General features: G+C 73.5%; 21 protein-coding genes. 10 read left to right on the top strand and 11 right to left on the bottom strand.

Features of this window, described 5'->3' with window-relative positions:
* The first annotated feature begins 65 nt into the window (after positions 1-65).
* Both CKY47_RS07650 and CKY47_RS07655 read left to right on the top strand, forming a co-directional pair.
* A complete protein-coding gene (locus CKY47_RS07650; RefSeq protein ID WP_306744954.1) occupies positions 66-566 on the top strand; it encodes an NUDIX hydrolase in 501 nt (166 codons plus the stop codon).
* A gap of 8 nt (positions 567-574) precedes the next feature.
* Positions 575-853, top strand: coding sequence for a DUF6191 domain-containing protein (locus CKY47_RS07655; protein ID WP_306744955.1), 279 nt, complete (start codon positions 575-577; stop codon positions 851-853).
* On the opposite strand, the gene CKY47_RS07660 is transcribed toward CKY47_RS07655, so the two are convergent.
* From CKY47_RS07660 to CKY47_RS07670, 3 genes are all read right to left on the bottom strand, one after another.
* Positions 825-1,745: an aldo/keto reductase gene (locus tag CKY47_RS07660; protein WP_306744956.1), complete on the bottom strand. Its 921-nt coding sequence runs from the start codon at positions 1,743-1,745 to the stop codon at positions 825-827. The genes CKY47_RS07655 and CKY47_RS07660 overlap by 29 nt on opposite strands.
* Before the next feature lie 116 nt (positions 1,746-1,861).
* Positions 1,862-2,629, bottom strand: coding sequence for an ABC transporter permease (locus CKY47_RS07665; protein ID WP_306744957.1), 768 nt, complete (start codon positions 2,627-2,629; stop codon positions 1,862-1,864).
* Positions 2,626-3,537 (bottom strand): ABC transporter ATP-binding protein, encoded by a 912-nt coding sequence (locus CKY47_RS07670; RefSeq protein WP_306744958.1) that lies wholly within the window; start codon positions 3,535-3,537, stop codon positions 2,626-2,628. The genes CKY47_RS07665 and CKY47_RS07670 overlap by 4 nt, the downstream gene beginning before the upstream one ends.
* A 112-nt stretch (positions 3,538-3,649) precedes the next feature.
* On the opposite strand from CKY47_RS07670, the gene CKY47_RS07675 reads away from it, so the two are divergent.
* Positions 3,650-4,750 carry a sensor histidine kinase gene (locus CKY47_RS07675; RefSeq protein ID WP_306744959.1) on the top strand — a complete coding sequence of 367 codons (1,101 nt, stop codon included), beginning with the start codon at positions 3,650-3,652 and terminating at the stop codon, positions 4,748-4,750.
* A complete protein-coding gene (locus CKY47_RS07680; RefSeq protein ID WP_306744960.1) occupies positions 4,747-5,391 on the top strand; it encodes a response regulator in 645 nt (214 codons plus the stop codon). Before CKY47_RS07675 ends, CKY47_RS07680 begins: the two co-directional genes overlap by 4 nt.
* 81 nt (positions 5,392-5,472) lie before the next feature.
* On the opposite strand, the gene arc is transcribed toward CKY47_RS07680, so the two are convergent.
* Positions 5,473-7,272, bottom strand: coding sequence for a proteasome ATPase (gene arc / locus CKY47_RS07685; protein ID WP_306744961.1), 1,800 nt, complete (start codon positions 7,270-7,272; stop codon positions 5,473-5,475).
* Between the two features lie 240 nt (positions 7,273-7,512).
* Between arc and CKY47_RS07690 the strand changes: the two genes are divergently transcribed.
* Complete coding sequence (locus tag CKY47_RS07690) at positions 7,513-8,352, top strand: Rv0361 family membrane protein (protein WP_306744962.1); 840 nt, start codon at positions 7,513-7,515, stop codon at positions 8,350-8,352.
* Positions 8,353-8,409: 57 nt separating this feature from the next.
* Here CKY47_RS07690 and CKY47_RS07695 read toward each other — a convergent pair whose 3' ends face one another.
* Positions 8,410-9,237: a tRNA (adenine-N1)-methyltransferase gene (locus tag CKY47_RS07695; RefSeq protein ID WP_306744963.1), complete on the bottom strand. Its 828-nt coding sequence runs from the start codon at positions 9,235-9,237 to the stop codon at positions 8,410-8,412.
* A gap of 263 nt (positions 9,238-9,500) precedes the next feature.
* Positions 9,501-10,043, bottom strand: coding sequence for a hypothetical protein (locus CKY47_RS07700; RefSeq protein WP_306744964.1), 543 nt, complete (start codon positions 10,041-10,043; stop codon positions 9,501-9,503).
* Between the two features lie 107 nt (positions 10,044-10,150).
* Here CKY47_RS07700 and CKY47_RS07705 point away from each other — a divergent pair, with 107 nt between their 5' ends.
* The gene (locus CKY47_RS07705; protein WP_306744965.1) at positions 10,151-11,263 is read left to right on the top strand and encodes a sensor histidine kinase; all 1,113 of its coding nucleotides are present in this window, start codon (positions 10,151-10,153) and stop codon (positions 11,261-11,263) included.
* A 50-nt stretch (positions 11,264-11,313) separates the two neighbouring features.
* The gene (locus tag CKY47_RS07710; protein WP_371320632.1) at positions 11,314-11,937 is read left to right on the top strand and encodes a LuxR C-terminal-related transcriptional regulator; all 624 of its coding nucleotides are present in this window, start codon (positions 11,314-11,316) and stop codon (positions 11,935-11,937) included.
* Here the strand turns inward: CKY47_RS07710 and CKY47_RS07715 are convergent.
* The gene (locus CKY47_RS07715; protein WP_306744967.1) at positions 11,912-13,039 is read right to left on the bottom strand and encodes a site-2 protease family protein; all 1,128 of its coding nucleotides are present in this window, start codon (positions 13,037-13,039) and stop codon (positions 11,912-11,914) included. The two genes, CKY47_RS07710 and CKY47_RS07715, sit on opposite strands and share 26 nt — an antisense overlap.
* 95 nt (positions 13,040-13,134) lie before the next feature.
* Here CKY47_RS07715 and CKY47_RS07720 point away from each other — a divergent pair, with 95 nt between their 5' ends.
* Complete coding sequence (locus CKY47_RS07720) at positions 13,135-13,998, top strand: RecB family exonuclease (protein WP_306744968.1); 864 nt, start codon at positions 13,135-13,137, stop codon at positions 13,996-13,998.
* On the top strand, positions 13,998-14,768 hold the full coding sequence (locus CKY47_RS07725; protein ID WP_306744969.1) for a thioesterase family protein: 771 nt from the start codon (positions 13,998-14,000) through the stop codon (positions 14,766-14,768). The genes CKY47_RS07720 and CKY47_RS07725 overlap by 1 nt, the downstream gene beginning before the upstream one ends.
* On the opposite strand, the gene CKY47_RS07730 is transcribed toward CKY47_RS07725, so the two are convergent.
* From CKY47_RS07730 to CKY47_RS07745, 4 genes are read right to left on the bottom strand one after another with little or no spacing between them, the layout of a single operon-like run.
* Positions 14,765-15,052, bottom strand: a complete 288-nt coding sequence (locus CKY47_RS07730; protein WP_306744970.1) for an antibiotic biosynthesis monooxygenase family protein — start codon at positions 15,050-15,052, stop codon at positions 14,765-14,767. The genes CKY47_RS07725 and CKY47_RS07730 overlap by 4 nt on opposite strands.
* Positions 15,049-15,312 carry a phosphoribosyl-ATP diphosphatase gene (locus CKY47_RS07735; RefSeq protein WP_033434999.1) on the bottom strand — a complete coding sequence of 88 codons (264 nt, stop codon included), beginning with the start codon at positions 15,310-15,312 and terminating at the stop codon, positions 15,049-15,051. The genes CKY47_RS07730 and CKY47_RS07735 overlap by 4 nt, the downstream gene beginning before the upstream one ends.
* A 54-nt stretch (positions 15,313-15,366) precedes the next feature.
* Positions 15,367-15,777, bottom strand: coding sequence for a hypothetical protein (locus CKY47_RS07740; RefSeq protein ID WP_306744971.1), 411 nt, complete (start codon positions 15,775-15,777; stop codon positions 15,367-15,369).
* A gap of 10 nt (positions 15,778-15,787) precedes the next feature.
* Positions 15,788-16,225, bottom strand: coding sequence for a GNAT family N-acetyltransferase (locus CKY47_RS07745; RefSeq protein WP_306744972.1), 438 nt, complete (start codon positions 16,223-16,225; stop codon positions 15,788-15,790).
* A gap of 83 nt (positions 16,226-16,308) precedes the next feature.
* Here CKY47_RS07745 and CKY47_RS07750 point away from each other — a divergent pair, with 83 nt between their 5' ends.
* The gene (locus CKY47_RS07750) at positions 16,309-17,496 is read left to right on the top strand and encodes a GNAT family N-acetyltransferase (protein ID WP_306744973.1); all 1,188 of its coding nucleotides are present in this window, start codon (positions 16,309-16,311) and stop codon (positions 17,494-17,496) included.
* The last annotated feature ends 1 nt before the right edge of the window (position 17,497 follow it).

A 17,497-nucleotide genomic window follows, 5' to 3' on the forward strand; every position in this document is an offset into this window, starting at 1 on the left:
AGGGGGTGTCGGCGGGCGTCGGCCCGGAGTAGCACTCGCCGGTACTACCCCGGGAGGATCACCGCGTGGAACAGGTGCAGATCGTCGACCCCGACGGCACCCCGGTCGGCTCCGCGTCGCGGGCGCGGATGCGGGCCGAGGGGCTGTGGCACGCGTGCGCGGTGATCGTGGTGCGGTCCGTGGACGGCGAACGGGTGTACGTGCACCGGCGGACCGACACCAAGGACGTCTACCCGGGCCTCTACGACCCGACGTGCGGCGGCGTGGTGGCGGCGGGCGAGACGCCCGACGAGTGCGCGGCGCGCGAACTGGCCGAGGAGCTGGGTGTGCGGGCCGTCCCGGAGTTCCGGTTCCGGACCACGTTCACCGATGGAACCATCCGGTACGTCGCGCACGTTTACGACGTGCGCAGCGACGGCCCGTTCAGCCACCAGCCCGAGGAGGTCGCCTGGGGCGGGTGGATGGCGCTGGAGGAGGTGCGCGCGAGGGCGGACGACCCGGACTGGCCGGTGGTGCCGGACGGCCGGGTCCTGGTCAAGGGGTGGTTCACGTGGGTGTCGGGATGATGTTCGCGATGTCGATCCCCGGGCTGGCCGTGCTGCTCGTCGTGCTGGCGGCGGTCGAGCGCGCCGTGCGGTGGGCACGGCGGCGCAAGGGGCACCCGGTGGCGGTCGCGGCGGGCGTGGACCAGTTCACCACCCTGTTCGCCGGCGGCAAGCAGGTCGAGCTGGACCAGCGGCAGACCGAGCTGATGCTGCGCGACGACGAGGAGGACGGCGCCCCGCCGCGCGGCCCGATCGACCTGGCGTCCGGCTCGGTGCGGCTCACCCCCAGGCCAGCGACGCCCGAGTAGCCCAGTACCGGTCGGCGGGTTCGGCCAGGTCGGCCAGCTCGTCCGGGTCCAGCTCCACGTCGCCCGCCCGCAGGTTGGCGTGCAACTGGTCGACGCTCGCCGCGCCGGACAGCACCACGTCGACCCACGGCTGGGCGCGCACGGCGGCCAGCGCGACGGCGTCCGGACCGACCCCGTGCCGCTCGGCCAGCTCGCGGACCCGGGCGGGCGGGTCGACGGCGAGGCGGCCGTTGGCCATGCCCTCCTTGACGAACACCTCGGCACCGGCGTCCCCCGCCGCCGCCAACGCCTCGCCCGCCGACGTCTCCAGGACGTTCCAGGTGGACTGCACGGAGTCGAACAGCCGCCGTCCCTCGACCTGGATGTCCAGGGCGCGGCGCACGGTGTCGGCCTGTCGCGGTCCCGAGGTGGAGAAGCCCAGCCGCACGCCGGAGTCCCGCAGTCCACCCAGCGCCACGAGCAGGTCCACGTCGCCGAACAGCGGGCTGTCCGGTGTCAACGAGTGCACTTTGTACAGTCCGACGTGCGCGCCGAGCAGGTCCCGCGTCTCCTTCCACTGCCGGGTGAAGCGGTCCAGGGAGTGTTCCTTGACCTCGTGCACGTCGGCGTCACGCCGCCAGTCCGCGACGTAGGCGTACCCCCACTTGCTGGACACGCGCACGTCCCGGTGGCCGCGTTCGACCAACCACCCCGCCAGGAACTCCTCCGCGCGGCCGTACGAGCGCGCCGCGTCGACCCGCCGCACGCCGGCCTCGTACGCCGCGTCCAGCACCGCGTGGCACTGGGCGCGCATCGCGTCCACGTCGCGGTCGGCCGGGAGCGCGCCCTCCCGGCCGAGGTTGATGTAGGCGGGGCGGCCGAGGGCGGCGAGTCCTAGCGCGAAATCGGGCACGCCGACACGGTAACCGGCGATCCCCGACGACCGCCGGTCACGCGCACCCGCCCCGAGGGCTTGGCACCCCGTCGACCGCCATCGGCGACCGACGGCTCCCCCGTCGTCCCGCTGCCTCAGGCGTCTCTTCGCAGCAGGGCCACCGCGCCCGCGCCCAGGGTCACGACCAGGTAGGCCAGCATCACCAGGGCCGCGCCCGGTGGGGAGAGGGGTGCTTCCGACACCGCACCCGACAGTTGTGGCGCCAGGTTCGGGAGCATCACCGAATAGGCCCGTTCATTCCACGGCGGCGGGAGCATGAGGGTTACCACAGGCAGGACGAACAGGAGGGCGCACAGGGTCACCAGGGCGCCCGCGGTCGAACGGAGCAGGAAGCCCAGGCCCAGGCCGACCAGGGCCAGCAGGACCATCGAGGCCGTGTCGGACAGGAGGGTCGGCAGGGCCTCGCCCACCGAGTCGTAGGCCGAGATGGGCTTCGGGCGGTCCCCGGTGATCAGCTCGCCCGCCGCGTAGGACCCCGCCACCGCGAGGGCCGCCACGACGAGCGAGACCGCGCCGACCACGACGATCTTGGCCAGGAGGAACGTGCCGCGCCTCGGCACCGAGACCAGGGCCGTCCGGATCATGCCGCTGCCGTACTCGGACGTGACGGCCAGCGCGCCGAGCGCACCCAGGCAGAACTGGCCGAACGGGACCACCACCACGCCCGGGTCGGCCCGGTCGAACCGCTGTTGTCGATCGGGCGACGCGACGTCCCAGTCCGCGGTCATCAGGTAGGACACGACGGCACCCGTCAGCAGCATCAGCGCGAGGGCCAGCAGCACGTAGGTCGTCGAGCGGACCGACCTGATCTTCAGCAGCTCCGAGCTCAACACGCCGGTCATCGCGCGCCCTCCTTCGTGCGGAACTCCACGCTGTCCTCGGTGAGCTCGAGGTAGGCGTCCTCCAGCGACGCGCTGCGCGGGGTCAGTTCGTGGACGGGGATCTGCCGCCGGGCGGCGAGGCCGGCGATGTCGGGCGCGTCGAGCCCCTGCACGAGCAGCGCGCCGTCGTGGTCCGCGGTGACCGAGGCGCCCGCCTCGACGAGGACCCGGGACAGGGCGCCCGGTGACGGCGACCGCACCAGGACGTCCTTCTTGAACTTCTCCCGGAGGTCCTCCATGGACGCTTCGAGGATCAGCCTGCCGCGCCCGACCACCACCACCCGGTCGGCGGTCAGCGCCATCTCGCTCATCAGGTGGCTGGACACCAGCACGGTGCGCCCCTCCTTGGCCAGGTCGCGCATGAGGTGCCTGATCCACCGGATGCCCTCCGGGTCGAGGCCGTTGACCGGTTCGTCGAACATCAGCACGCCCGGGTCGCCGAGCAGCGCCGCCGCCACGCCGAGGCGCTGCCTCATGCCCAGCGACAGGGTGCCGACCCGGCGCTTCGCGGCGCCCGCGAGGCCCACCTGCTCCAGGGTCTCGGCGGCCCGGCGGTCCGGGATGCCGTTGCTCCGGGCCAGCACGCGCAGGTGGTCGTAGGCGGTGCGGCCGCCGTGGACCGCCGCCGCGTCGAGCAGCGCGCCCACCTCGTGCGCCGGTCTTCGCAGCGCGGCGTAGGGCCGGCCGTTGACCAGCGTCTCGCCGCCGGTGGGCCGGTCCAGGCCGAGGATCGCCCGCATGGTGGTCGACTTGCCCGCGCCGTTGGGGCCGAGGAACCCGGCGACGTAGCCGGGCTCCACCTCGAAGCTGAGGTCGTCGACGGCCCTCGTGCTGCCGTAGCGCTTGGTCAGGTGCCGGACTTGGATCATGTGGTCGAGCGTGCCGGTGCGGCGGCGTGGACGGATCGGACGAGGGGCCGGAGTTCCGGATCGGACCGTGGTCCGATGCCCCGCACCGCGCACCCCGGTTACGGTTCGCCGCGTGAAGTCCCACGTCCTGCGGCTGCTGCCGACCGCCTACCCGTACGCGCTGGACACGGCCGTCGCGGTGCTCTTCGTCGTGACCTACCTCGGCTTCGCCGAGATGAGCGCCACGCCGCTGTGGCTGGGCTACCCGCTCGCCGTGCTCGTGGGCGCGCCGCTGGCCATGCGGCGCGGCCGGCCGCTGCTCACCCTGGGCGTCGTGCTGGTGGCGCAGACCGCCGCCACGGTCGCCCACATCACGCTGGAGCCGTTCGGGGCGACGGCGTTCGCCGCGTACGCGGTGGCCTCGCTCCGCCCGCACCGGGTCGCGGTGCGGGCCCTGGTCGCCACCCTGGTCGTCATCGCCGCGACCATCGCGGTCGCCGAGCCGTGGCCGGACGACATCGGGCTGGTCCTGTTCGCCGCGCTGTGCGTGGGCACCGCGTGGGCGCTGGGCCGGGTGACGCGCGTCCGGCGGGACTACGAGGCCCGCCGGGCGGCCCAGGCGGCGTCGGCGGCCGTCACCGAGGAGCGCATGCGGATCGCCCGCGAGCTGCACGACGTGGTCGCGCACGGCCTGAGCCTCATCGCGGTCCAGGCGGGCACCGCGGCCCACGTGCGCGACGCGTCGGTGTCCGAGGAGGCGCTGCGGGTCATCGAGACGACCTCGCGCGGCACCCTGGTGGAGATGCGCAGGCTGCTCGGCGTGCTGCGCTCGGAGGACGCGGCGGCGGAGCTGGCGCCCATGCCGAGCATGGCGGACCTGCCGGAGCTGGTGTCGCGGGCCTCGCTGGCCGGGGTGGGCGTCGACCTGTCGGTGACGGGCACCGTGCCCGAGGCGCTGGGCCTCACGGTGTACCGGCTCGTGCAGGAGTCCGTCACGAACGTGGTCAAGCACGCCGCGCCGGCGACCTGCACCGCCGCGATCGAGGTGTCCGGTTCGTCCGTGTCGGTGACGGTGGTCGACGACGGCCCCGGCGAGCGGCTGTCGACCGGCCGGACCGGCGGCCACGGGCTGATCGGGATGCGGGAGCGGGTGGCGGTGTACGGCGGGACGTTCTCGGCGGGGCCGCGGGCGGAGGGCGGGTTCGCGGTGCGGGCGGAGGTGCCCCTGCCGTGATCGACGTGGTGGTCGTGGACGACCAGGCGCTGCTGCGCGGCAGCTTCCGGGTGCTCGTGGACTCCGCCCCCGACCTGCGGGTCGTCGGCGAGGCGGGTGACGGCGCGACGGCCGTGTCGGTGGTGCGGGAGACCTCGCCGGACGTGGTGCTGATGGACATCCGCATGCCGGGCGTCGACGGCATCGCGGCCACCCGCGAGATCGGCGCGTCGACCGGGGCCAGGGTGCTGATCCTGACCACGTTCGACCTGGACGAGTACGTCTACTCGGCGCTGCGGGCCGGCGCGAGCGGCTTCCTGCTCAAGGACACTCCCCCGGCCGAGCTGCTGGCCGCGATCCGGGTGGTGGCGGCGGGCGACTCGCTGCTGTCGCCCTCGGTGACCAGGCGTCTGGTGGCCGAGTTCGCCCGCACCCCGGAGCAGCGCGAGGTCCGGCTGGACGGCGTCACCGAGCGCGAGCGGGAGGTGCTCACCCTCATCGCACGGGGTCGCTCCAACGCCGAGATCACGGCCGAGCTGCACATGGCCCCCGGCACGCTGAAGACCCACATCGGGCGGCTGCTGCACAAGCTCCAGGCCCGTGACCGGGCCCAGCTCGTCATCGCGGCCTACGAGTCGGGACTGGTCACCGCCCGGTCCTAGCCGGTCACCCCGCAATGGCGGGAGCCCGCCCGGCGCGGTGGCTGGGCGGGCTCCTCGTCGGCACTGCCGGCGACGCGGCTGCTACAGGTACTGACCGGTATTGGTGGCGGTGTCGATCGCCCGACCCGACTCCTGGTTCTTGCCGGTCACGAGCGTGCGGATGTAGACGATCCGCTCGCCCTTCTTGCCCGAGATCCGTGCCCAGTCGTCCGGGTTGGTCGTGTTGGGCAGGTCCTCGTTCTCGGCGAACTCGTCGACGATCGCGTCGAGCAGGTGGCGCACCGACAGGCCCGGCTGCTTGGTGTCCAGCAGGCTCTTGATGGCCGCCTTCTTGGCGCGGTCGACGATGTTCTGGATCATGGCGCCGGAGTTGAAGTCCCGGAAGTACAGGACCTCCTTGTCACCGTTGGCGTAGGTGACCTCCAGGAACCGGTTCTCCTCGGACTCCTCGTACATCCGCTCGACGGTGTGCTGCACCATGCCGTCGATGCACGCCGCCGGGTCGCCGCCGAACTCGGCGAGGTCGTCGGCGTGGATCGGCAGGTCGGGCGTGAGGTACTTGTTGAAGATGTCCTTCGCGCCCTCGGCGTCCGGACGCTCGATCTTGATCTTCACGTCGAGCCGGCCGGGACGCAGGATGGCCGGGTCGATCATGTCCTCGCGGTTGGAGGCGCCGATCACGATCACGTTCTCCAGGCCCTCGACGCCGTCGATCTCGCTGAGGAGCTGGGGCACGATCGTGGTCTCGACGTCGGACGACACGCCCGAGCCGCGGGTCCGGAAGATCGAGTCCATCTCGTCGAAGAACACGATCACCGGGGTGCCCTCGGACGCCTTCTCACGGGCCCGCTGGAAGATCAGGCGGATGTGCCGCTCGGTCTCGCCGACGAACTTGTTGAGCAGCTCGGGGCCCTTGATGTTGAGGAAGTAGCTCTTGGCCTCGCGGTGGTCGTCGCCGCGCGCGCGGCTGACCTGCTTGGCCAGGGAGTTCGCCACCGCCTTGGCGATGAGCGTCTTGCCGCACCCGGGAGGGCCGTAGAGCAGCACGCCCTTGGGCGGGCGCAGCTTGTACTCGCGGAAGAGGTCGGCGTGCAGGAAGGGCAGCTCCACGGCGTCGCGGATCTGCTCGATCTGCCGGAACAGGCCGCCGATGTCCTCGTACTTGACGTCCGGCACCTCCTCCAGCACCAGGTCCTCGACCTCGGCCTTGGGGACCCGCTCGTAGGCGAACCCGGCTTTGGAGTCGACCAGCAGCGAGTCGCCCGCCTTGAGCGGCGAGTCCATCAGCGGCTGGGCGAGCCAGACGACCCGCTCCTCGTCGGCGTGGCCCACGACCAGTGCCCGGCCGATCGTGGTGTCGGCCTCCTCGGACTCGAGGACCTCGCGCAGCGTGCAGACCTCGCCGGTCCGCTCGAAGCCGCCGCCCTCGACCACCGTCAGCGCCTCGTTGAGGCGCACCGACTGGCCCAGGACCAGCGACGACGTCTCGACCGCGGGCGACACCGACACCCGCATGCGACGGCCGGAGGTGAACACGTCCACCGTGCCGTCCTCGAACCGCGCCAGGAACACGCCGTAGCCGCTGGGCGGCTGGGCGAGCCGGTCCACTTCCTCGCGCAGCGCGAGGAGCTGGCTCCGTGCTTCTCGAAGGGTGTCGATGAGCTTCGTGTTGCGCTCGGTCAGTTGGCTGACGCGCTCCGTCGCCTCCGCCAACCGCTGCTCCAGCAGGCGGACGTGTCGTGGGGATTCCGTCAACTTGCGGCGCAGCAACGCGATCTCGTCCTCGAGGAACCGGATCTGCGCAGTCAGCTCACCAGAGTTGTTGCCCTTGTTCAGCTCGCCACCCTCATCGGGCTGGCTGCCGGGATGACCGTGCTGCATGTCGGCACCCTCCTCCCGTGTACGTACGACAACGGTACCGGCGATCACCGACAAAAGCCGCCACCCTGCGAGTTTCCGGGCGTCGCGTGATCACGCATACCGCCCGCTCGGAGGGACGAACTGCTCCATACCGGTGTCAACCGGAACCTCCTACCCGCTACCGTGCGTCTCTAACACGAGTCCCACGTGCGTGGTCCGGGCAGTGTCACTGCCACCAGCGGAAAGTTCTAGGAGAACGTGATGTCCGTCCCGCCGCAGCAGCCGGAACCCCACGGGCAGCAGCCGGGCCCGTCCGGCCGGCAACCAGGCCAATTCGGCCAGCAGCCGGGGTACGGGCAGCAGCCCGGCGGGTACCCCCCTCCCCAGGGTTTCCCACAGGGTGGGCAGCAGCCCGCCTACGGAACCCCACCGGGTGGCCGGCCGCAGCCCGACTACGGCCCCCCGCCCGGCGGCTACGGGCCGCCCCAGCAGCCCGGCGGGCCCGGTTACGGCCAGCAGCCGTACGGGCAGCAAGGCCAGTTCAACCAGGCCGGTTACGGCCAACCGGGTGGTTTCGGCGCCCCCTACGGCACGCCGCCCAAGAAGAGCCCGCTGCCGTGGATCCTCGGCGGCGTCGGCGCGCTCGTCGTGATCGGCGTGGTGGTCGCCCTGGTGATGACGCTGGGCGGGGGGAGCAACGGCACGGCCAAGGACGCGGCGGACGGCTTCGCCTCGGCGATCTCGAACCGCGACTACGACAAGCTCCGCTCGCTGACCTGCGCCGAGGACCAGAAGGAGATCGACGACCTCAAGAAGGCGTTCGACCCGGACGCCATGGGCGCCGAGCTCGACAAGCAGCTGGAGGGCCTGCCCGCCGAGGCGAAGGAGCAGGCCCGGAAGATGCAGGAGGCGCTCAAGGACATCAAGGTCGTCGCCTCCGTCGACAAGGTCGAGGAGAAGAGCGACACCCAGGCCGAGGCCACCCTGACCATCAAGCTGGAGGGCGTCCCCAGCGAGATGCGGGAGCTGATGAAGGACACGCAGACCGACACGGTGCCGTTCAAGAAGACCGACGACGGCTGGGTCGCCTGCGAGAAGTGACCCCGGCACGTGCGACGGCCCCGCTCACCGATCGGTGAGCGGGGCCGTTCCACCTGGTCAGCCCTTGGACGGGCGGCGCTGCGGGCGGGGCGGGGTGACGCCGTCGGCGAGCCTGCGGGTGGTCAGCAGGAACGCGGTGTGCGCGATCATCCGGTGCTCCGGCCGCACGGCCAGGCCCACCGAGTGCCACGGCCGCACGAGGGTCTCCCACGACTGGGGCTCGGTCCAGTGCTGCTGCTCCCGGATGGCCTCCGTGACCTTGGACAACTGGGTCGTGGTGGCCACGTACACGACGAGCACGCCGCCCGGGATGAGGCTCTTCGACACGGTCGGCAGCACGTCCCACGGGGCGAGCATGTCGAGGATCACCCGGTCGACCTCGCCCTCGTGCTCGACGAGGTCGCTCACGGTGAGCGACCAGTTGCCGGGTCGCTCGCCGAAGAACTGCTCGACGTTGCGGATGGCGTGGTCGGCGTGGTCCTGGCGCACCTCGTAGGAGATGACGCTGCCCTTCTCGCCGACCGCGCGCAGCAACGAGCAGGTCAGGGCGCCGGAGCCGGCCCCGGCCTCCAGGACCCGCGCGCCGGGGAAGATGTCGCCGTACATGACGATCTGGGCGGCGTCCTTGGGGTAGATCACCTGGGCGCCGCGCGGCATCGACAGCACGTAGTCCGCCAGCAGCGGCCTCAGCGCCAGGAACGACGTGCCGCCGACGGACACGACCACCGACCCCTCGGGCTGCCCGATCAGCTTGTCGTGCGGCAGGGCGCCGCGGTGGGTGTGGTACTCCTTGCCCGGTTCGAGCACGATCGTGTAGTGCCGTCCCTTCGGGTCGGTCAACTGCACCCGGTCTCCGGGTTGGAACGGACCACTGGCGGTGCTCACCGCGGCGAACCTCCTGCTAAGACGCGTGTCAACAGCGCACGATGGTCGCACGGAGCCCCGCGCGCCCCACTGGCGGGACTTCTCCGCCCGCAACCCCGCCCGGAACAGCGCCGCGTCCACGACGGCGGACCCGACGGCCGCCGGCAGGTGGGCAGCAGGTGCGCCACCACGAACCGACTCCTGCTCTCGATCCCCCTGACCAGCGGGCACAGTGGAACCAGCCCCTGCGCCGCGCCGCACGACGATCCCCGGTACCTCGCGCATCACTCCCCCTTGTCCGTGATCGTGTGGTAAACGGGCCAGCCGATCAGCCACACCAGCCCGACCACGGTCATCCCCCGCATCTGGCCGAGCAGGCCCCCGGCGCGCTCCGGTGTCGAGACCACGTGGACGAGCAGCAGGACGATCGCCCCCGCGATGGCCCAGGCGAGCACGAACTTCCCCCACTCGCGCCACTCGTGGCGAACCCTCCCGGGCCCCCGCTTCGGCGGCTTCACCGGCGGCGGACCGCCCGCGAAGCGGTGGTCGAACCGCTGGTCGGCCCACCGCAGCGCGCTGTGCCCGAAGGCCACGCTCACCCCCAGGTAGATCGCGGCCAGCCCGTGCGACGCGTTCGCCTCGCCCCCCGCCCGCAGGTCGACGACCGTCGCCACGAGCAGCACCACGTCCACCAGGGGCGTGCAGACCAGCAGGACCGCGCCGAGCCGGGGCATGCGCAGCACGTACCGGGCGACGAGCCCCGCGCCCAGCACGACCCACAGCCCGACCTCGCACGCCACGATGAGGACCACCAGCGGTTCGACCACGGCTCCAGCGTCGTCGCGGGCGTGCCCGGGCGCGTCGTCGGGCCGACCCACCGGAGGTCATCACTTCGTCGGACGCCCCGCCCGGTGCCCTGTGCTGCAATGGCGCGGTGACGCTCCACCGCAGGTACCGCGCCCCGCTCGTCGCGGCGGCGTCCTTCGCGGGAGGGCTGGTCGTCCACCTGCTGGACGTGGACCTGGTCCTCGGCGGCCGGGACCCGGGCGTCCCGCTGGGCACCCGGCTGGCGATCCTCGCGGTGGCGTGCGCGGGCCAGTGCTTCCGGCACCGGGCGCCGGCGGTCGCGCTGGTCGTGGTGGCCTCCGCGACGGCGGTGGACCTGGCGCTGGGGCCGAGCCTGCCGACGATCGCGGTGCTGATCGACGTGCTGTTCGCGGCCGCGCTGCACGGCTCGCGCCGGCTGCACCAGGTGATCGTCGGCGCGGTGGCCGTGCTGACCGTCGGGGTGACCGCGGTGGTCGCGGTGGTGGGTGACTGGCGGCTGTCGTTCTACGCCGGTTTGCAGGTGTTCTCGCTGCTCGTGGTGCCCGTGTGGTGGGCGACGAACGTGCGGCGGCACCGCGAGGGCGCCGAGCAGGTGGCCCGGATCGCCGAACTGGACCGGCGGGCCGCGGTGGGCGCCGAGCGCAACCGGATGGCCCGCGACCTGCACGACGTGGTGGCCGGGCACCTGTCCGCCATCGCGATCCAGTCCGAGGCGGTGCTGTCGCTGCGCGACGGCGACCCGGAAACCTCGCGCACGGTGCTCAAGTCGGTCCGCGAGAACAGCGTGCGGGCCCTGTCGGAGATGCGCATGATGATCGACGTGCTGCGGGCCGACGGGCCGGCGGACGCGCCGGCCACGGCGCGGTTGTCCGAGGTGGGCGTGCTCGTCGACTCGGCCCGCGCGGCCGGGCTGGACGTGCGGTTCCGGGGCGCGGACGTCGACGACCTGCCGGTCGCGGTGGAGGTCGCGGCCTACCGGATCACGCAGGAGGCGCTGACCAACGCGGTCAGGCACGCGTCCGGCCCGGGCGCGTCGGTGGAGCTGGAGCGGCAGGTCAGGCGGTTGGTGGTGGTCGTGCGCAACGCGGCGGACGGGGCGGCACGGGATTCGGGGACGGGGCTGGTGAGCATGGCGGAACGCGCGCACGCGGTGGGCGGGGAGTTCTCGGCGGGCCGCGCCGGCGGCGAGTGGGTCGTGCGGGCGGAGCTGCCGCTGTGATCCGCGTGCTGGTGGCCGACGACCACGCCGCGATCCGGACGGGCCTGGTGATGATCCTGGGCGGCGCGGACGGCGTCGAGGTGGTCGGCGAGGCGGCCGACGGCGCGGCGGCGGTGCGGATGGCGCTGGCGCTGCGGCCCGACGTGGTGCTGATGGACATCCGGATGCCGGGCGTGGACGGCATCGAGGCGACCCGGCGGATCGGCGACGTGGCCGAGGTTCTGGTGCTGACCACGTTCGACCTGGACGAGTACGTCTCCGGGGCGCTGCGGGCGGGCGCGGCGGGGTTCCTGCTGAAGTCCGTGGAGGCGCCCGCGCTGGTGGAGGCGGTGCGGCGGGTCGCGGCGGGTGACGGGGTGCTGGCGCCCGGCGTGACGCGGCGGGTGATGCGGGAGTTCGCCTCGGTCGCGCCCCGGCCACGCCCGGCGGGGCTCGACTCGCTGACCGACCGCGAGGTGGACGTGCTGCGGTGCCTCGGCGAAGGGCTGTCGAACCACCAGATCGGGCGGAAGCTGCACATCGGCGAGACGACGGTGAAGACGCACGTGTCGCGGGTGCTGACCAAGCTGGACCTGCGCTCGCGGGTACAGGCGGCGATCCTGGCGCAGGACGCCGGGCTGCTGGGCGGCCGAGCCGGCGGCGGGCAGGTCAGCGGCGGTCCAGCGCGGCCTTGAGGTCCTCGCGGCGCAGCACGCCCGCGGGCCTGCCCTCCAGGTCGACGACCAGGTACTCCCAGGCGGCGGTGCCGTGGACCCGCTCGACCACCTCGTCGCCGCTCTCGTTCTCCAGCAGCACGGTCTCCGGCCGGATCGGCACGGCGGCCTGCTCGGCGGGGGCGTGCGGCGAGGTCGAGGCGAGCTGCCGGGCCATCTCCCGGTCGAGCAGGCCGGCCGCGACGCCGTCCGCGCGGACCAGCACCACGCCGCGGCCCGCGGACGCGGTGAGCGCGCCCGACACGGGGCTCTCGGCGGGCAGTTGGAGCACGGGTCGGACCAGCTCGGTGAGCGTGAGGCCGTCGGGCCAGGTCCGCTTGTGCTCGGCGGCCTGCTCGCCGCGCGCGCCGGCCAGCACGAACCACGCCGTGAGCAGGCACACGCCGAACCTGACCCAGCGGTCCTCGGCGCCGTCGACCAGGCCCCACAGCGCCCACGCCACCAGCAGCGCGGCCACCGCGCCACCGCCGACGACGGCGGCCCTGGTGCCCGCGGCGCGACGGCCCGTGGCGGCCCACACCCCGGCGCGCAGGATGCGCCCGCCGTCCAGCGGCAGGCCCGGGAGCAGGTTGAACACCGCCACGGCGGCGTTGGCGAACGCGGTCTGCGCGATCAGCAGCCACACCGCGTCCGGTTGCGGGATCGCGACGGCGGCCAGCGCGAACGCCCCCGCCAGCACGATCGACACCACCGGGCCGGCGGCGGCGATGGCGCCCTCGTGCGCGGGCTTCGCGGGGGTGCGCATCACCTCGGACACCCCGCCCAGCAGGAACAGCCGCAGCCGGCGGACCGGCAGGCCCAGGCGCAGTGCGACGAGGCTGTGGCCCAGCTCGTGGGCGAGCACGGACAAGCCGAGGAAGAGGGCGAACGTGGCGGCGAGCAGCACCCCGGTCAGCCCGTCGGCGCCGGGGACGAGGCGCCCGACCATCGGCGCGTAGAGCACGACGACGGCCGCCGACCCGAGCCACCAGGACGGCGCGAGCAGCACCGGTATCCCGGCCGCGCGGAACAGTGGCAGCCCGCCGTCCCGGCCGACCTGCCGTCGCCAACTCGTCGTCGCCACGTCCGAAGCCTAGGCGCACGGGTGTATCAGCGCTGTGATCCGGACCAGGGCGTTTGGAGACGATCTTGTCAGTGGGTTGGCCTATCGTTCTCGTCATGGCAGTGCCGACAACCGAGCGCCCTGTTCGCAGGCCCGCGCTCTCGCCGTCCCGTGCGGGCGACTTCAAGCAGTGCCCGCTGCTCTACCGGTTCCGCGCCGTCGACCGGCTGCCGGAGAAGCCGACCAGGGCGCAGGTGCGGGGCACGGTGGTGCACGCGGTGCTGGAGGACCTGTTCGGGCTGCCGGCCCGGGAGCGGGTGCCGGAGCGGGCGCGGGAGCTGGTGGGTCCCGCGTGGGAGCGGGTGCGGGCGGAGCGGCCGGAGTTCGCCGAGCTGTTCGAGGCCGACGACCCGGAGCAGGAGGCGTGGCTGGCCTCGGCCGAGGGGCTGCTGGACGGCTACTTCGGGCTGGAGGACCCGCGCCGGTTCGACCCGGACGCCCGGGAGCTGCTGGTGGAGTGGGAGCTGCCGTCCGGCGTGCTGCTGCGCGGCTACGTGGACCGGGTGGACGTGGCGCCGACCGGTGAGATCCGGGTGGTCGACTACAAGACGGGCGCCGCGCCGCGCGAGGTGGGCGAGGCCAAGGCGCTGTTCCAGATGAAGTTCTACGCGCTGGTGCTGTGGCGGCTGCGGGGCGTGGTGCCGCGCCAGCTGCGGCTGATGTACCTGGCGGACCGTCAGGCGCTGGCCTACCAGCCGGACGAGGCGGAGCTGAGCCGGTTCGAGCGCACCCTGGAGGCGATCTGGGACGCCATCCTGCGCGCGGCGCGGACGGGCGACTTCCGGCCGAACCCGGGCAAGCTGTGCGCCTACTGCGACCACAAGGCGCTGTGCCCCGCGTTCGACGGCACCCCGCCGCCCTACCCGGGGTGGCCGGAGCCGGACGCGGGCGTGGAGACGGCGCTGGACCGGGCGGACTAGTGGCGTTCTACGAGCGGCTCGACGAGCACCGGTTCGCCTCGACCGGGCACACCGCGGGCCCCTGGTCGGACGAGAGCCAGCACCTGGGCCCGCCGTCCGCGCTGCTGGTGCGGGCGCTGGAGCGCTGTTCGCCGCGCGGGGACGCCGTGCTGTCCCGCGTCGCGTTCGAGGTGCTGGGCCCGGTGCCGGTGGCGGAGCTGGCGGTCGAGGCGGGCGTGGAGCGGCCGGGCCGGTCGGTGGAGCTGCTGTCGGCGAGCCTCGCGCACGACGGCCGCCCGGTGCTGCGGGCCACCGCGTGGCGGATCGTCACGGGCGACACGACGGCGGTCGCGGCGGGCGGGGGAACCCCGTTGCCGCCGGCCGGGGACTGTCGACCGATGGCGATCCCGGACGCGTGGCGGGGCGGCTACCTGCGGGCGATGGAGTGGCGGTCGGTCGACGGCGGCATCTTCGCGCCGGGCGACGCCACCGTGTGGGCCCGCCCGCGCGTGCCGGTGGTGGCCGGCGAGGAACCGACCGCGCTCCAGCGCCTGTTCACGGTGGCCGACTCGGCCAGCGGCGTGTCGAGCAGGCTGGACATCGCGAAGTGGTACGCGATCAACACCGACCTGACCGTGCACCTGCACCGGGAGCCGGTCGGCGAGTGGTTCGCCCTCGACGCGCGCACCGTGATCGGCCCCGCCGGGGTGGGCGTGGCGACGAGCGAGCTGCACGACGAGCGCGGTCCCGTGGGGCGCGGCGCGCAGTCGCTGTTCGTGCGGGAGCGCTAGAGCTCCCGGAAGTGCTCGACGGCCGGGAACGGGTCGTAGAAGTGGTGCAGCAGCGCCTTCCACCTCGGGTACAGCGGCCCCTGCCGGAAGCCGACCGTGTGGTCCTCCAGCCGTTCCCACCGCACCAGCAGCAGGTAGCGGGACGGGCGCTCGACCGACCGCCGGAGGTCGAGCGAGACGAACCCGGGCGAGGCCGCGACGACCTCGCGGGCCTGCGCGAACGCGAGCTCGAAGTCCGCCTCCAGACCGGGGCGGACGTCGAGCGTCGCCGCTTCCAGGATCACAGGTGCTTGTACACGTCTTCGAGGGTGAGGCCGCGGCCGAGCATGAGCACCTGCACGCGGTAGAGCAGCTGCGAGACCTCCTCGGCGAGCCGCTCGTCGGACTCGTGCTCCGCCGCGATCCAGACCTCGCCGGCCTCCTCCAGCACCTTCTTGCCCTGCGCATGCACCCCGGCCTCCAGAGCCGCGGCGGTGGCGGAGCCCTCAGGGCGGGTGCGTGCGCGTTCGCTCAGCTCGGCGAACAGCTCGTCGAAGGTCTTCACGGGGTGTGATCCTCGCATCCCCCGCACGCCGGCGGGCCGGTGGGGACCCCTGGTTCAGCCGACCGGGAGGCGGGCGCGGGCGCGCAGCCCGACCACCTGCGCCACCACCGACGCCACCGCGAACAGGACGCCCGGCCCGGGACGCGGCGCGACCATCGGGACCGCGACCGGGAAGCCCCCGGCGTCCACCGCGCCCGGCGGCGGCCAGGACGCCTCGTCGTACCCGAACGCCACCAGCGCCGCCGTCGTGAGCACCGCGGTGCCCACGACGAAGCCGGGCACGAACCCGGACCGGGCGGGCAGCAGCGCGCACGCGTGCAGCAGCACCGCGGCGCCGAGGTAGAGCCACCACAGGGGCAACCGCGACAGCTCGACGTCGACCTGCCCGTACCGCGACCACGGCACGAGCGCGGCGAGCGCGGTGAGGCAGACGGCGACGACGGTCCACTTCGCGAGCGGGGTCACCCCGCGAACCCTAGATGCCGTAGCGGGGACTGGTGAACGGCCACTCCTCCGCGATCCACCTGGGCACGAACGCGTCCAGCGCGCGCTCCAGGTCGGTGCCGACCTTGCCGTCCACCACCCACCACGAGATCAGCGCGTCCTCGGCCGGGTCGATGTAGACGCACCCCAGCAGCTCGGTCTCGTCGGCGTCGAACAGGGCGTAGTTGAACGACTCGTGGTCGTCCTGCTCCTGCTCGTGCCGGGCGAGGTCGACGCGGTCCTGCTCGCGGGTCATGGTGGCGGGCGGCCAGCCCCACGCCTCGCCGTAGAGCGACCACAGGCGTTCGCGCGAGCCCATCACCGCCGGGTAGTCGATGTCCACATCGGACTCGCGGATGGGCCGCAGGTGGTGTTCGCCGTCGAGCGGCACGCGGGTCGGGTGGACGAAGTCAGCGGGGAGCCAGGCCATGCGCGGGATTCTGCGCGGGCGCGCGCCGCGACCGCCACCGATAATCCGTTGGCCCTCGGCATGACCGGCCCCACACTGCTGCTGTGACGTCACTCGACAGCGGCCTCGTGCTGCGGACCGCGCGCCCCGGCGACCTCGACCGGATCGGCGCGCTCCTGGCGGACCGGGGCGAACCCGCCGACGCCGTGGACCACCGACTGGTGGTGGAGGACCCGGACGCGGGGTGGGGGGCGTGCGCGGTCGTCGTGGACGGCGACCGGGTGGTGTCCACCGCGACCCTGCTGGACGAGACGCTGGTGCTGGCCGGCGTGGAGATCCCGGCGGGCCAGGTCGAACTGGTCGCGACCGACCGCGCCTACGAGGGCCGCGGCCTGGTCCGGGCGCTGATGGGCTGGGCGCACGAGCGGTCCGCCGCGCGCGGGCAACTGGTGGGCGTCATGATCGGCATCCCGTACTTCTACCGGAAGTTCGGCTACACCTACGCCGTGCCGATCGCGGCGACGCGTCCCGTGCAGGCCCGCCCGGACGCCGGGGCGCACACGATCCGCGAGGCCACCGCCGACGACATCCCGGTGATGGCCCGCCTCCAGGAGGCCGAGCAGGCGCGCGCCGACCTCGTGATGCCGCACTCGCCCGCCCTGTGGCGCTGGCTCGTCGAACGCGACGGCAGCACCCAGTGGGTGGTGGAACGCGACGGCGTGCCGGTCGCGACGGGCCGCACCACCCCGCCCGACGAGGGCCTGCGGCTGGCCGAGGTCGCCGCCGTCGACGAGGCGGCCGGGCGCGCGCTGCTCGCGCTGACCGCCGCGCGGGAGGCCACCGAGCGGCCCGGCACGGTCGCGGGCGACGCCCTGGAGCCGTTCCTGGGTCCCGCCGGCGAGGAGGCCGAGTCCTACTACGTGCGGGTCGCCGACCCGGTCGCGCTGCTGGAGCACCTGCGGCCGGTGTTCGGGGCGCGGCTCGCGGCGTCGGAGGCGTTCGCCGGCCGGGAGGGCGAGGCCGTGGTGTCGTTCTACGAGTCGCACGTGCGGCTGCCGTTCAAGGCCGGCGAGGTCGGCCCTGTCGTGCCGGGCGGCACGATGCAGGGGCCGGGCGCGGAGGGCGGCGCGGGCGTGGCGCCGGACATGCTGGCGTCGCTGCTGTTCGGCCCGCACGGCATCGCGGGCCTCGCCGCGCGCCAGCCCGACGTCTACCCGGGGCCGAACGCAGACCTCATGCGCACCCTGTTCCCGCCGGTGCGCGCCGACGTCCTGACGTTCTACCTGCCCTGAG

Origin of the sequence: Saccharothrix longispora, from assembly GCF_030852425.1 — a bacterium.
GTDB lineage: Bacteria > Actinomycetota > Actinomycetes > Mycobacteriales > Pseudonocardiaceae > Actinosynnema > Actinosynnema longispora.